The organism is Natronorubrum marinum, from assembly GCF_052040125.1.
Taxonomy (GTDB): domain Archaea; phylum Halobacteriota; class Halobacteria; order Halobacteriales; family Natrialbaceae; genus Natronorubrum.
The window spans coordinates 475,415-489,096 of record NZ_JBPPFV010000003.1 but is presented as its reverse complement, the minus strand read 5'-3'; the positions used below and the strand labels follow the sequence as shown (position 1 = coordinate 489,096).

At 63.9% G+C, this 13,682-nt stretch carries 12 protein-coding genes and 1 pseudogene; 6 read left to right on the top strand and 7 right to left on the bottom strand.

The window, feature by feature from the left end; genetic code table 11:
* Positions 1 to 117 precede the first annotated feature (117 nt).
* On the bottom strand, positions 118 to 489 hold the full coding sequence (locus ACSFC5_RS18670) for a hypothetical protein (protein ID WP_440766743.1): 372 nt from the start codon (positions 487 to 489) through the stop codon (positions 118 to 120).
* A gap of 366 nt (positions 490 to 855) precedes the next feature.
* On the opposite strand from ACSFC5_RS18670, the gene ACSFC5_RS18665 reads away from it, so the two are divergent.
* Complete coding sequence (locus tag ACSFC5_RS18665; RefSeq protein ID WP_440766742.1) at positions 856 to 1,452, top strand: AAA family ATPase; 597 nt, start codon at positions 856 to 858, stop codon at positions 1,450 to 1,452.
* The gene (locus tag ACSFC5_RS18660) at positions 1,449 to 1,862 is read left to right on the top strand and encodes an RNA-binding domain-containing protein (RefSeq protein ID WP_440766741.1); all 414 of its coding nucleotides are present in this window, start codon (positions 1,449 to 1,451) and stop codon (positions 1,860 to 1,862) included. The genes ACSFC5_RS18665 and ACSFC5_RS18660 overlap by 4 nt, the downstream gene beginning before the upstream one ends.
* Positions 1,863 to 1,904: 42 nt before the next feature.
* Here ACSFC5_RS18660 and ACSFC5_RS18655 read toward each other — a convergent pair whose 3' ends face one another.
* Positions 1,905 to 2,258, bottom strand: a complete 354-nt coding sequence (locus tag ACSFC5_RS18655) for a hypothetical protein (protein WP_440766740.1) — start codon at positions 2,256 to 2,258, stop codon at positions 1,905 to 1,907.
* Positions 2,259 to 2,364: 106 nt separating this feature from the next.
* On the opposite strand from ACSFC5_RS18655, the gene ACSFC5_RS18650 reads away from it, so the two are divergent.
* Entirely contained in the window at positions 2,365 to 3,327 is a 963-nt protein-coding gene (locus ACSFC5_RS18650) for a CBS domain-containing protein (RefSeq protein ID WP_440766739.1), read from the top strand.
* A 36-nt stretch (positions 3,328 to 3,363) separates the two neighbouring features.
* Here ACSFC5_RS18650 and ACSFC5_RS18645 read toward each other — a convergent pair whose 3' ends face one another.
* On the bottom strand, positions 3,364 to 4,335 hold the full coding sequence (locus ACSFC5_RS18645) for a hypothetical protein (RefSeq protein ID WP_440766738.1): 972 nt from the start codon (positions 4,333 to 4,335) through the stop codon (positions 3,364 to 3,366).
* A gap of 116 nt (positions 4,336 to 4,451) precedes the next feature.
* A complete protein-coding gene (locus ACSFC5_RS18640) occupies positions 4,452 to 5,843 on the bottom strand; it encodes a signal recognition particle protein Srp54 (RefSeq protein WP_440766737.1) in 1,392 nt (463 codons plus the stop codon).
* A gap of 369 nt (positions 5,844 to 6,212) precedes the next feature.
* Here ACSFC5_RS18640 and ACSFC5_RS18635 point away from each other — a divergent pair, with 369 nt between their 5' ends.
* Entirely contained in the window at positions 6,213 to 6,434 is a 222-nt protein-coding gene (locus ACSFC5_RS18635; RefSeq protein WP_440766736.1) for a type II toxin-antitoxin system HicB family antitoxin, read from the top strand.
* A gap of 81 nt (positions 6,435 to 6,515) precedes the next feature.
* Positions 6,516 to 7,967, top strand: a complete 1,452-nt coding sequence (locus ACSFC5_RS18630) for a dihydrolipoyl dehydrogenase (protein WP_440766735.1) — start codon at positions 6,516 to 6,518, stop codon at positions 7,965 to 7,967.
* Positions 7,968 to 8,191: 224 nt separating this feature from the next.
* On the opposite strand, the pseudogene ACSFC5_RS18625 reads toward ACSFC5_RS18630, so the two are convergent.
* From ACSFC5_RS18625 to ACSFC5_RS18615, 3 genes and pseudogenes are all read right to left on the bottom strand, one after another.
* Positions 8,192 to 9,208: pseudogene (locus ACSFC5_RS18625) on the bottom strand (RNA-guided endonuclease InsQ/TnpB family protein); the annotation flags it as partial.
* A 133-nt stretch (positions 9,209 to 9,341) separates the two neighbouring features.
* Positions 9,342 to 11,210 carry an asparagine synthase (glutamine-hydrolyzing) gene (gene asnB / locus ACSFC5_RS18620; protein WP_440766734.1) on the bottom strand — a complete coding sequence of 623 codons (1,869 nt, stop codon included), beginning with the start codon at positions 11,208 to 11,210 and terminating at the stop codon, positions 9,342 to 9,344.
* Positions 11,211 to 11,470: 260 nt separating this feature from the next.
* Positions 11,471 to 12,283 carry a sulfurtransferase gene (locus tag ACSFC5_RS18615; protein WP_440766733.1) on the bottom strand — a complete coding sequence of 271 codons (813 nt, stop codon included), beginning with the start codon at positions 12,281 to 12,283 and terminating at the stop codon, positions 11,471 to 11,473.
* Between the two features lie 283 nt (positions 12,284 to 12,566).
* Between ACSFC5_RS18615 and ACSFC5_RS18610 the strand changes: the two genes are divergently transcribed.
* The gene (locus ACSFC5_RS18610) at positions 12,567 to 13,430 is read left to right on the top strand and encodes a sulfurtransferase (RefSeq protein ID WP_440766732.1); all 864 of its coding nucleotides are present in this window, start codon (positions 12,567 to 12,569) and stop codon (positions 13,428 to 13,430) included.
* Positions 13,431 to 13,682 lie beyond the last annotated feature (252 nt).

The following is a 13,682-nucleotide window of genomic DNA, read 5'->3' as shown; positions in this document are numbered from 1 at the left end:
TCGGTGCAATTGACCCGGGGAAGGCTACAGCAAAGCTTTCGCAGGCGAAGCGACTCTCGAGTCCGATAGCACGTTCGAAAAAGAACGGGCGATAGGCCGGATCGTCGGACGCCGTGGTTACGCGTTTTCGTCGTCCTCCGCGTCCGTATCGTTGTCTTCCAGATCGTCGTCTTCGTCGCTCAGATTGTCTTCGTCGCTCAAATTGTCTTCGTCGCCGGTATCCGCGTCGTCGTCTTCGGGGTCATCGCCCTCGTCGTCGGGACTATCGTTGTCATCGTCGGGGCCGTCATCGTTTTCATCTTCATCGTCAAGGCCGTTTTCGTCCTCGTTGTCCTCGAGTCCGTTCTCGTCTTCGTCGTCGAGCCCGTCGTCCATGTCGCCACCGTTCTCGGGGTCCGCTTCTTCGTCCGAACAGCCGGCCACGGCGGCGACTATACCGACGCCGAGTGCCTGTGTGAATCGTCGTCTGTCGAGGGTTGGTGCTTTCATAGCGCGCATCTGAGCCGATGTCCGACCAGCAAATAATGGGGAGAGTCCGTTGAGAGGGATAGTCTCGAATTCAAATGGATTGGCGATTTTTACCGTCTCGACAGGAAACGGTTGCAGCCGTCGCCGCTGTTTCGAGTCGTACAACGGACCGGCGGACGAACGCTACGCCGAGAGTAACCCGGGGATTATTCGCGACGGAACCGACCACAACGGCCCGGTATCGTCGACTCGAGGACTCGAGGCGACACGCCGGAAGCGCCCGGCGTTTCGGTAACTGCAACTGAGAACATCGGATAGGGTGATGCGGCGAGTCTCGCCGACCGACGAACACAGCCCTTATGCGAGCCTCGCCTGTATCTCCCCTCGATGCACGTCATCGGAACGGTGGGACTCCCCGGCAGCGGGAAGGGCGAGGCTGCCACCGTCGCACGCGAGAACGGAATCCCGGTCGTGACGATGGGCGACGTCGTCCGCCAGGAGACCACCGACCGCGGGCTCGACCCGGCGAAAGATCACGGCAAGGTCGCCCAGGCGCTGCGCGACGAGAACGGGCCGGCGGCGATCGCCGAGCGCTCGCTGCCGATGATCGAGGACCGACTCGAGGACCACGACACCGTCCTCGTCGACGGCATTCGCTCCGGCACCGAGGTCGACGCCTTCGAGGAGCGCTTCGAGAGCGCCTTCACGCTGGTCAGTATCGAAGCACCGTTCGAGGTCAGAGCCGAGCGAATCGACGACCGCGGCCGCGACGTCGGCGAGGACGAGGGCGGCGAGGGACTCGCCGCCCGCGACGAACGCGAACGCGGGTTCGGGATGGACGACGCGATGGAGCGAGCCGACGTCGTCGTCGAGAACGCGGCCACGCTCGAGGCGTTTCACGACCGAATCCAGTCGATCATCGAGCGGGGGACGACCGATTCCGAAGCGACTACGGAGACCAACACGGAGGTTCACCAACCATGACCGATATCTACCGCGTCGACGTCGAGATCACGGCGCCGGTCTACGACACCGAGGTTACCAGCCGCGTCGCCGACGCCGTCGCGAACATTTTCCCGAACGCCGACCTCGAGGAGGAGTTCGGCGAGATCAGGGCCGAAGCGCACGCGATGGACCACTTCTCTGAACTGCTTCACCGACAGGAGATTCTGGACACCGCCCGCGGCGAGTTCTTCGCGAACCGCGAGGGTGACACCTTCAGCTTCGCGCTCAAGAAACAGGCGGCCTTCGAAGACCGCGTCAACTTCTCGGTCGGCGAACCCGACGAACTCGGCGAGATTGCCGTTCGGGTCCGCGTCGAAGCGCCGACGCTCGAGGAGTACGTCGACCACGTCGCGCCGCCGACGGAAGACGGGCGGCCGATCGAGGAGTGATCGAACGGCGTACTCGAGCCGAACGGTTCTATTGTACGTCCGCTATGGCCCGTCGACGAGTCGCCAGCAATAGTACAGCGAACACGCCCCGAACGCGGCGGCGAAAATCGCATACCGTGACGACGGAGCGAATGCGGACGAGATCGTCGCAAACGCTGTGAGTCCGCCGGAGAACGCGAACCCGATCACGTCGCTCCCGATCAGGCCACGGCTCACGCCGACCGCCGCGACACCGATCGCGTAACAAACCCCGAGACTCATCGATAGCTCCGCGAACGCACCGGTTCGAACCGCGTTCGAGAGCGGGACCAGCGTGAGGACGAACAGTGCGCCAAGCACGAGCACGACTGGGCCTCGCCAATCGACCGAGTTCGCGGTCGCGGATCGAATCGACATGCCGAATTAGTTGGCTGTATTTCATATATAGATTGCGTTGGAACGGAGCGAGAAGTAGCGATCGACGGGCCAGCAGTGAAAGGGAAGCGACACGTACGTCGACGGGATGCACGATACGATCGCCGTTTCCGAGATCATGGTCACCGACGTCGTCACCGCTCCGCCCGACGCGAGCGCGAGCCACGCTGCGACCCTGATGCAAGACGAACACGTCAGTTCGGTCGTCGTCGTCCGCGACGGCGCGCCCGTGGGGATCGTCACCGAGGGCGACTTCGCGAGCCACCTCTGTGAACGGGCCGACCTCAGCGGCGTCGACCTCGAAACCGTGATGGCGTCCCCGCTCGAGACGATCGCACCCGACACCGCCATCGTCGACGCCGTGGCTGTCCTGCGTGGCAACGGACTCGAGCACCTGCCCGTCGTCGAACGTGTCGATGTGGGTGACGAAAGCGACGACAGCGACGGGCCCGGCACGCTCGTCGGCATCCTCACGACGACGGAGTTATCCTACTACGTCCCGCATCTGGCCCGTCGAACGAGTGATCGCGAGCACCATCCCCCGAGGCGACAGGTCCGAACCGACACCCTGTACGAGCGCGACGACTGGACGTTCGAGTACCACGGCGAGGACGAGTCCACCGTCTCCGTCGGCGACGTCGCCCGCTTCTCGAAGGCGATTTCCGACGACGACGTCGAGGCGTTCGCCGAGATCACCGGCGACACGAACCGCGTCCACCTCGACGCGGGCTACGCCGCCGAAACCCGATTCGGCGAGCGGATCGTCCACGGAATCCTCGCGAACGGCCTGATCAGCGCGGCACTCGCCCGCCTGCCCGGACTGACGATCTATCTCTCCCAGGAAAGTAGCTTCCTCGCCCCGCTGTCGATCGGCGAACAGGTGACGGCCACCTGCGAAATCGTCGACGACCTCGGCAACGACAAGTACCGGATCGAGACGACCGTCTCCGACGGCGACGACACGACGGTGCTCGAGGGCGATGCCGTCGTCCTCATCGACGAGCTGCCGCCGGACCCCGCACTCGAGGGCGGCGCGGCGACTGCCGACTGACAACGGAGAGACTGCTGGTGAGAGCGTTTCGGTCGGCTACTCCGCACACTCGTCGGCGGCCTCGAGCGACCGTTCGGCCTCCCGCTCGCGCTGATTCACCGTAAGGAGATCACCGGACTCCGCCGCGGCCGCTGCCTCCCCGAACGCCTCGGCTGCAGCCGTCAGGTGACCGCTCTGACAGCGCGCCGTCTCGAAGTGATCGGCCAGTCCGACCGGCGAGTCTTCCTCCCCGTCGAACGTCTCCCGCGCCGTTTCGAAGGCCGCCTCCGCGTCGCCGAACGCGGCCTCCGCCCGCTCGTACTCGTCGTTCTCGATGTACTCCCGCCCGTCCTCGAGCGCCGCGTACCCGTCGAGCATCGAATCGAAGCCGTCGACGAGCGCCACGAGCGAGCCGAGGACGTCGCCGAGGGAGGCGATACCGGTCTCGAGGTCGGTGGGGTCGATCCGCGCCAGATTCTCGAATCGATCGTCGTCGAGCGCCTCGTAGTCGCTGACGGCCCCGCCGTGGCGCGCCTCGGCCGAGTCGAGTTCGTCCATCCATCGGTCGACGATTTCGGTGGCGTCCTCGAGAGTCCGCTCCTCGCCGTTCGCGTCGAAGACCGCGTCGGCGTCCGACTCGAGTTCCTCGTCGGTGATCGTCTCGGTGACGGCGACCAGCGCCTCGAGGATGTCCGCGTACGTTTCCAGCGTCTCGATGTCGGGGTCGCGGTCGTCGCTCAGTTCGGCCGCAGCGGTCTCGAGGTGGCCTCGAGCGTCGTCGATCAACTCGGCGGGGTCGGCCGCGTCGAACTCGACGTCCTCGGTGTCGTCCACCCCGCCGTCCTCGATGTCCAGCGCGAGCGCGGCTTCGTTCAGGGTTCCAGCCGCTCGGCTGAGTTCGCGTTCGCCGGTTCGGTCCGCGGCGCTGGTGGTCGACTCGCTGCGGGAGAGATCGTCGAGACAGCCGGCGAGTGCGGCCAGTATACCGACGCCCGCTCCGGCCCGAGTGAGATACTGTCGACGGTTCATTGTTGCTCGAGGATTCGTCTAGAGAGATATGAACGTGGTGGCAATCGCGTCAACGTAAACGGGAGCGGGTTGGCGACAAAAAACACCTGCCTACGGCTCGGCGACCATTGAAACGGCTATCCGAACGGCCCCATGCCGCCCATGCCGCCGCCACCGCCGCCGCCCTGTTGCATCTGTTTCATCATCCGCTGCATCTCCTTTTCCGACCCCATGCCCTGGAACTGCTTGATGGTCTTCTCCATCATCTTGTACTGCTGGAGCAGTTCTCGGACGTTCTCCTCCTCAGTTCCCGAGCCGCGGGCGATACGTTCGATCTGGCTCGCTCCGATGGCCTTCGGGTACTCCTTTTCGGCGTCGGTCATCGAGTCCATGATGACGCTGAAGGTGTGCATCCGCTCTTGGGTGACGTCCATCGCGTCGTCGGGAAGCTGATCCTTGATCCCGCCGCCGAAGCCGGGGATCATGTCCATCACCTGGTCGAGCGGCCCCATATTGTTCATCGCCTCCATCTGCTTTTGCATGTCGTTCAGCGTGAACTGGCCCGACAGCATGTCTTCGGGGTCCCAGTCGTCCTCTTCCATCTCGGTCTGCTCCATCGCGCGCTCGACGCGTTCGGCGAGCTGGCCGAGGTCGCCCATGCCGAGCAGTCGGGAGATGAAGCCGTCGGGCTCGAAGCGCTCGATATCCTGAACCTCCTCGCCGGTCCCGAGGAAGGCGATCGAGGAGTCGGTCTGATCCACGGCAGTCAGGGCGCCACCACCCTTCGCGGTACCGTCGAGCTTCGTGATGACGACGCCGTCGATGCCGATCGACTCGTCGAACTGCTGGGCCTGATCTTTCGCCCCTTGCCCGATCGCGGCGTCGAGGACGAGCAGGGAGGTATCGGGGTCGACGACACCCTCGATCTGCTCGATCTCGTCGATCAGGTCCTCCTCGAGCGCGTGACGACCCGCCGTGTCCACGATGTGGACGTCGGCCTCGCTGGTCTCCTCGAGTCCCTTCCGGGCGATTTCGACGGGGTCCTCGCTGTCCGGGTTGCCGTAATAGTCGACCTCGGCGCGGCCGGCCATCTCCTGGGCCTGCTCGTAGGCGCCGGGCCGGAAGGTGTCGGTCTGGATCACGGCCGGACGAAGCCCCTTCGTGGAGAACCACCAGGCCATCTTCGCGGCGGAGGTCGTTTTACCGGACCCCTGCAGCCCGGCGAGGAGAATCGTCTGTTCCTCGAGCGGAAGCTCCGTCGACTCGCCGATCAGGTCGACCAGTTCCTCGTAGACGATGCGAAGGACGAAGTCCCGCGCCGGGGTGCCGGCTGGGGGCTCTTCTTCGAGCGATCGCTCTTTGATGTTGTCCGACAGCTCCATCACGAGCGAGACGTCGACGTCGGCCGAAAGCAAGGAGCGCTGAATCTCCTTGACGATCTCCTCGATGTCCTCCTCGCTGAGTCGTGACTTCCCGCGGAGTTTGTCTAAAGTTCCCCGCAGAGAACTGCCGAGATCGTCGAGTACCATTTGCTTCGACTACGGGGCGACGGTGTTAAAGGCTTTTTCTACAGTTCACCAGCGTTCGCGGAGCGTAGATGGGAGGATTATGTGTTCGTCTCTGCGGTTGCATGTCGGTAATTCTGGACACTGGCCGGTTGAGTCGCGGTGAGTACGAACGAACCGCGACTCGAAATCGCGAGGGATGAACGAGCGAGCGCAGTGAGCGAGTGAATCGGTTGGGGAGGGCGTGGATATCCTCGTTGCCAGCGTAGCAGGACGCTTTCTGTTTTTATCTATGGTTTGTCAATATTACTTCCCAATACTCATCCACCGTTCGACAACTGAAAGTCGAGCGGCGTCGATGCGTATTTCCGCCGACCCGAACAACGAACGCGTATGAGTTCGGATGCAGACGTAGACCCCGCCGACTACGAGGGCCTCGAGGACGCCGACGTGACCATGCGCGAGAACGAACACGGCCTTCACATCGCCGACGACGAGGTGACGGGCGTCTCGAGTCAGGGTCAAACGCCTGAGGCGGCCCTCGAGAACCTCGCGGAAGCTGTCAAGTCGTACAGGGAAGCGACGGACGACGATCCGGGCGACGACTGGCTCTAGGCCCGAGGAGACCGACCGGTACGGTGACACCGGCCAGCGCACGCGCCGGTTTTACGGCCCCGTTCGTGGTGGGGAGGCTCCATGGACGAGTACGACATCATCGTCGTCGGCGGCGGCTCCGGCAGCCAGGTCGCGACTGCGGCCGCCGAACGGGGTCTCGAGGCCGCCGTGATCGAACGCGGTCCGCTCGGCGGGGCCTGCATCACGCGGGGCTGTATTCCCTCGAAGGCGCTGATCCACCGGGCCGACGTACTCGAGGAGATCCGGCGCGCACCGGAGTTCGGTATCACGGCCGAACTCGAGGACGTCGACTACGGCGAGATCACGTCCTCGATTCACGATACGGTCTACGAGAAGGCGGAGAACCAGGAGTCAAGTCTCGAGGAGAGCGAGAGCCTCACGCTCTACCGCGGCGAGGGCCGGTTCGTCGACGAGCGCACGCTCGAGGTTGACTCGAACGACCGCGACGCCGACAGCGTCGAGATCCGCGGTGAGACCGTCGTTCTCGCGGTCGGGGGTCGACCGATGGTCCCGCCGATCGACGGCCTCGAGGACGTCGACTTCCTCACGAGCGACGACGCGCTCTTTCTGGACGACCAACCCGACTCGCTCGTGATCGTCGGCGGCGGCTACATCGGGGCCGAACTGGGCTACTTCTTCGGTGCGTTGGGAACCGAGGTGACGATGATCGGGCGCAGCGAGACGCTCGTCCCGCGCGAGGACGACGACGTGAGCGAGGTCGTGACGGACTCTCTCGAGCGGTACTGCGATATCTACGCCGGGTACGAGGCGGAGTCGGTCGAGGAGCGCCACGCTGGCGTCGGAATCACGGCCGAGCCGAGCGACGGAGACGACAGCGACGTCGGCGGCGAAGCACCAATCGAACTCGAGGCCGACGCCCTCCTGCTCGCGACCGGACGACGGCCGAATACGGATACGCTGAGCCTCGAGGCGACTGGCGTCGAGACGGACGATTCCGAGTACGTCGTCGTCGATGATCGGCTCGAGACGACTTGCGACGACGTCTGGGCCCTCGGCGATATCGTCGGCGAGCAGCCGTTCAAACACGCGGCCGACTACGAGACACAAATCGTTACGGCAAACGTACTCGACGACGCCGAGCGCGAGGTCGACTACGGCGCAATGCCCCACGCAATCTTCACCAGCCCGCAGGTCGCGAGCGTCGGGCGGACGGAAGGTGAACTCGAGGAGGTGGGCACCGAGTACGAGTCCGCGACGGTTCCCTTCGACGCCGCGCCGCTGGGGATGATCCTCGAGGCCGACGACGGGTTCGTGAAGGTGCTCGCGAGGCCCGACGGCGAGATCCTGGGCTGCCATATCGTCGGTCCGCAGGCCTCGACGCTGATTCAGGAGGTCGTCGTCGCGATGGAGAGCGGATCGGGCACCGTCGAGGACGTCACCGATCCGGTGCACGTGCATCCGGCGCTTTCTGAGGTGGTGTATGCGGCGTTCGACGAGTTGTCCTCGAGCGAGTATTCGACGGCCCCGGACTGGAGTGATGTTGGCAGATAGCTTATCGGGCGACGTACAGCAACTGTCTCCAATGACCGAGGGATCGGAGCGATCCAACCCGCGCGACGGTGAGGCAGCGTCGACGGTGTACGAACGCTTGACCTCCTCCCGCGCCTGAAGACGTCCCCAGAACGCTACGCGTTCTAGTGTGCGAACGAGACCGAAGGTCTCGTTAACGCGGGAATCCCACCACGGGATTTCAGGCCGAGCGTGGCCCTATGGTTTCAAGACGCATACGTCCCAAGCGTCTCTTGTTGGGTAGCATCGGCTTGGGTGTCTTGCGGGGCGGTCAAACGCCCCCCATCCTCAGCCGAGTCATTGCCATCCGTGTGTTCTCTTGAATGGCTCTCTCCGCTGAGGTAGCGGTCTGCGATGTTTATCGCGCCGTTCACGTCCGCTTGGTACTCGCCCATCCAACAAGCGTCGTTCGTACACTTGAACGTCGCCTGTCGCGGCCGATACCCTACTTCACCGCACGCATGGCACTCCTTCGACGTGTTGCGCGGGTTCACCGTCTCGACGGGGATCCCCTTCTCGACGGCCTTGTAGCGTATCTGCGCGTGGAGTTTGGCGAATCCCCATCCGTGGAGACGCCGGTTCATGAAGTCTCCGTAGTCCATCGACTCCCGTATGTACGTCAGGTCTTCCAGAACGAGAACCGGGTTCTCGACGGACTCGGCGTACTCCACGACCTCGCGGGTGACGCGATGGAACACGTAGTCTATCTGGGTCCACATATCGTCCCCGAAAGACTCCGTAATACGTTCGCTTCCGCGCGTCTGGAGTCGGCGCGTAGCGGTGAAGTAGGTCTTGCGGAGCCGACGGACGGTCTTGCCTTCATCGGCCCACAGTTCGGGCACGGTCGGAGAACCGTGGTCGTCGCGGTGACACACCGTGACGAGTGACGCTTCCCCGATGTCCACTCCGATGGGCGTCCGTTCTTCGGCGGACACCTCGGAGCGTTCCTCTACGTCGCGGGTGGCGGTAACGTGGAGATACCACGTCCCGTCCCGCTCGAATAGCCGACTCTCACCCATCTCGGCGTCACCAGCGTTCAACGCTTCCAACCAGTCCCGCTGTTCGGGATTCGGTTGGGCGGGCATCCAGAGGTGGTAGTCCTCGTGGTGCGGGATTTTGACGTACCACTCGATGGCGTTCTCGGGCTGGTGGTCAAGCCGTAGCCCTTCGTTCGTGAAGCGGACAGGGTGGTCGTCGTGAAGTTCGCCCGCGTTGTACGTCGATATGGTCCGTCGTCGTCGTGTTAATACTATTGATAGATAAGTGTGAAATCATGCCGTGGGGTCGTCGGTGGGTGTGTAGGCTATTGTCCGCTTGACCCCCGCCTAAAGACGGGGGTATGCGCTCGTATCTTTATCAAACGACGCCGTGGTGTTCGTCGACGATCGTGTGGTACCACGCGACGTACGTGAGGATCATCCAGAGCGTTCGGCCGACCGACTGCTCGCCGCGCCGGTGGGCCTCCCGCAACGCCGTCGCTCTATCGGCGTCGACGTACGGCGTCTGCCGCAGTTTCTCGCGCGTGAACCAGGTCTCGATCGCGTCGTGGTCGTTCTGGAACCAGTCCTCGACGGGCGGTCGCATTCCCATCTTCTTGCGCTCGATGATTTCGTCCGGCAACAGGTCGCCGACGGCGTCCTTGAGCACGCGCTTGACGTCGTCCTGCGTCACTTTGTGCTGGACCGGCAGCGAGTGAGCGAACTCGACGATCTCGGTCGAAAGGAACGGGACCCGAAGCTCGAGCGACTGGGCCATACTCATATGATCCGCCTTATAGAGGTGGTAGTCCGGCAGCGTGTAACTCGTCTCGTAGGCCGACATGTGCTGCACGAGCGACGGGTCCCCGACCTGTTCGGTGATCTCGCCGACGTTCGACTGCAGCCCCGACGACTCGGCGGTCTCCGCCGTTCGGAGGAACTCGTCGGGTTCGGGTCGGAAGGTCGTAAAGCCGCAGACGTGGCTCAACAGCATCTCCTCGTTGTTCTTCAGCCCCGAGTAGTAGCGGAGGTGTTTGTTGCCGACGGGCGACACCTGGGCGACGGCGCCGGCGACGTCGTGGGTGAACTCCGGCATGAAGTCGACCTTTCGCTTGTGTTCGGGGACGTGTTGGTACCACGGATAGCCCGCGAACAGTTCGTCGGACCCCTCGCCCGCGAGCGCGACTTTGACGTCCTGACTCGCCCGTTCGGAGAGCGCGTACATCGGCAGCATCTGGAGGTGACCGGTCGGCTCCCCGAGATACCGGATCATGTCGCCGAAGAGGTCCATCGACGAGAGGTCGATGTTGACCTCGTGGTGATCGGTGCCGAAGTGGTCCGCGACGAGTCGAGCCTCCCGGCTCTCGTCGAGTTCGTCGTCGGTAAAGGAGACGGAGTAGGTCTTGAGCGGGTCGTCCTTCAGCTCCGAGGCGATCCCGACGACCGCAGAGGAGTCGAGCCCGCCGGAGAGAAAGGCGCCGACCGGAACGTCCGCCATGAGGCGGTTCTCGACCGAGCGTTCGAGCAGGGTCCGCAGCCGATCGGACAGACTCGAGAACGACCCCGTGGCGCTCCCGGTCTCGATATCGCGGAGGGTCCAGTACGTTCGCGTCTCGACGCCCTCGGGTCCGATCGTGACCGTCTGTCCCGGTTCGACCTTCCGGACGTCTTCCAGCAGGGTCTGTGGCGCCGGCGTGTACTCGAGCGAGAAGTGATTGTAGACGGCCGACGGATCGATGGTTCGATCGACGCCGCCGATCAGGAGCGCCGGGAGTTCGCTGCCCCAGACGAACCCTCGGTCGGTCTCCCCGTAGTAGAGCGGCTTGATGCCGAAGCGGTCGCGAGCGAGGAAGACGGTCTCCGCATCGCGGTCCCAGATCGAGAACGCGAACATTCCCTCGAGACGGGACACCATCTCCTCGCCGTACTCCTCCCAGAGGTGGACGAGCACCTCGGTATCGCACTCGCTTTCGAACCGGTGGCCCCGCCGAGACAGCGACTCGCGCAACGCAGCGTGGTTGTAGATCTCGCCGTTGAAGACGACGCCTACCGACTCGTCTTCGTTCCACTTCGGCTGTGAGCCGCCCTCGAGGTCGACGATCGAGAGCCGCCGCGCGCCCATCATCAGCCCCGCGTCGCGGTCGAGATACGATCCCTCCTCGTCCGGGCCGCGGTGCTCGATCCAATCGAGCATCGAGGACAGTGTTTCGTCATTAGTCCAGCCATATGCACCGACGATGCCGCACATGAGCTATCGAGCGGCGGATACCTTCCTTGTAATGACTATCGTACTGAGTGGTAATCGAAACGTACAGCACATCGGTCGAGTCGTCGATGCACGGCGACAGAAGAAAATCAATATCCGCGTACAATCGGCCCAGAAAGCGGTTTTCGTAGAGACAAGCGGAGAGTAACTTCGACGTTTCGGTGGACGTAGACGGCAACTGGATCGGGTTCGGGGACGAATCTATATAGATTTCTGATTCGGTACGGATCGATCGCTCGCGGTCAGCCGTCTTCGGCGGCCGAGACCGGACCCGTCGCCACTTCGCCGTCGTTCGCGAGCCACTCCGTGAGGCTGCCTTCGTAGAATGCGACGTTCTCGTAGCCGAGCGCCCGAAGGACGACGTAGGTGTGGCTGATCCGTCGCGCGGTGTTACAGTAGAGGACGATCTCGCGGTCCGGCGTGATTCCGTACGACTCGAGCAGGGCCTCGAGTTCGTCTCTCGGCTTCAGCCGCCGCGTCTCGTCGTCGACGACCTCGCGCCAGTCGAACCGGATCGCACCCGGGAGGCGACCCTCCTCGAACTCGTCGACCTCGCGCGTGTCGACGAAGACCGCGTCGCGCTCGAGAGCCGCCTCGACGGCCTCGAAACCCACTAGCGGGCTCTCGTCGTGCGCGAGGGGATCCGGTTCGTAGGTCGTCGCCTCGAGTTCCGGTACCTCGCTCGTCGTCTCGTAGTCGCGGTTCCAAGCGCTGTAGTCGCCGTCGAGCAGGCGCACGTCGTCGTGGCCGTACTCGAGGGCGGTGAGCACGAACCGCGCGGCGAAGACGCCATGGGTGTCGTCGTAGGCGATGATCGTGTCGTCGGGACTGATACCGGCCTCGGAGAGCAGTTCGGCGAAGGCCTCGGCACCCGGCAGCGTCCCGCGGTCGACGTCGGTCTCGTCGCGGTAGCTGTCGAAGGGGATACTGACGGCGCCGGGAACGTGACCGATCCCGTCGTACTCCCACGGATCGCGGACGTCGACGACGCGTACCTGCGGGTCCTCGAGATGTGCTGCGAGCCAGTCCGGAGTGACGACGACGGATTCGTCCATTGACCGGGAGTTGTCGGGTCACCCCCGAGAACACACCGATCCCGGCACCACTCCCCTGGGTACCGAGCTTCCGGCAAGTATCTCCGGCGGGTGCCGAGTTATCGAGTCGATGAACCCCGTCGCATGTCAGCCCCTATTATAAACCAGTAGCAGTGGACTCGAGCACCGAATCGACGAGTTTTCGGCCGTCCAAGATATCGGCAACAATCACCGACACAGTCGACCGTCGTCCGAATTATCCGCTTCGAGAGCCACTATGACCCTCCCAGCCGTTAGTTCGGGTATGGCAACAGACTACGCCAACGACGTGCTCGTCACGGCCGACTGGGTCGAAGAGCGACTCGACGACTTCCAGAGCGACGACGACGACCTTCGGCTCGTGGAGGTCGACGTCGACACGGAAGCCTACGAGGAGGCCCACGCGCCCGGCGCGATCGGGTTCAACTGGGAAACCGAACTGCAGGACCAGACGACTCGAGACGTCCTCACGAAAGCGGACTTCGAGGACCTCCTCGGCTCCCACGGCATCAGCGAGGACTCCACCGTGGTTCTCTACGGCGACAACTCCAACTGGTTCGCCGCCTACACCTACTGGCAGTTCAAGTACTACGGTCACGACGAGGTCTATCTGTTAGACGGCGGTCGCGAGTACTGGCTCGAGAACGACTACCCGACGACGGACGAGGAGCCCGACTTCTCGGCCGTCGAGTACGACGCCGCCGGCCCGCGCGAGAGCATCCGTGCCTACCGCGAGGACGTCGAGAACGCGATCGAGCGCGGCGTTCCGCTCGTCGACGTTCGCTCCCCCGAGGAGTTCAGCGGCGAGATTCTCGCCCCGCCAGGCCTCCAGGAGACCGCCCAGCGCGGCGGCCACATCCCCGGCGCGAAGAACATCTCGTGGGCCGCCGTCACGAACGACGACGGGACGTTCAAGGACTACGACGAACTCGAGGAACTCTACGCCGACGAGGACATCGACGGCGACGAGACGACCGTCGCCTACTGCCGCATCGGCGAGCGCTCGTCGGTGGCGTGGTTCGCCCTGCACGAACTGCTCGGCTACGAGGACACCGTCAACTACGACGGCTCCTGGACCGAGTGGGGGAATCTCGTCAACGCGCCTATTGAGAAAGGCGAAGCTGAGTGAGCGTAGCGAACTCCGCCTCGTAGTGGAGCGGGGAGGCGTAGCCGACCCGCGGAGCAGGACGAGGCCGGGTGAAACGAGGCCTCGAAATGAAGCGGTGAGCCGGGAGGCGAACCGCGGAACAAGCGAAGCTGCCGACTGGTTCGAACTACGATTCGTTTTTTCTGCGATCGCTCGAGCAGTCGTCACTCGAACGCCGATCGATCCGGATAGACGGCCCACGAGCCGACGGCTATCGACCTCGAGGACGGCCAA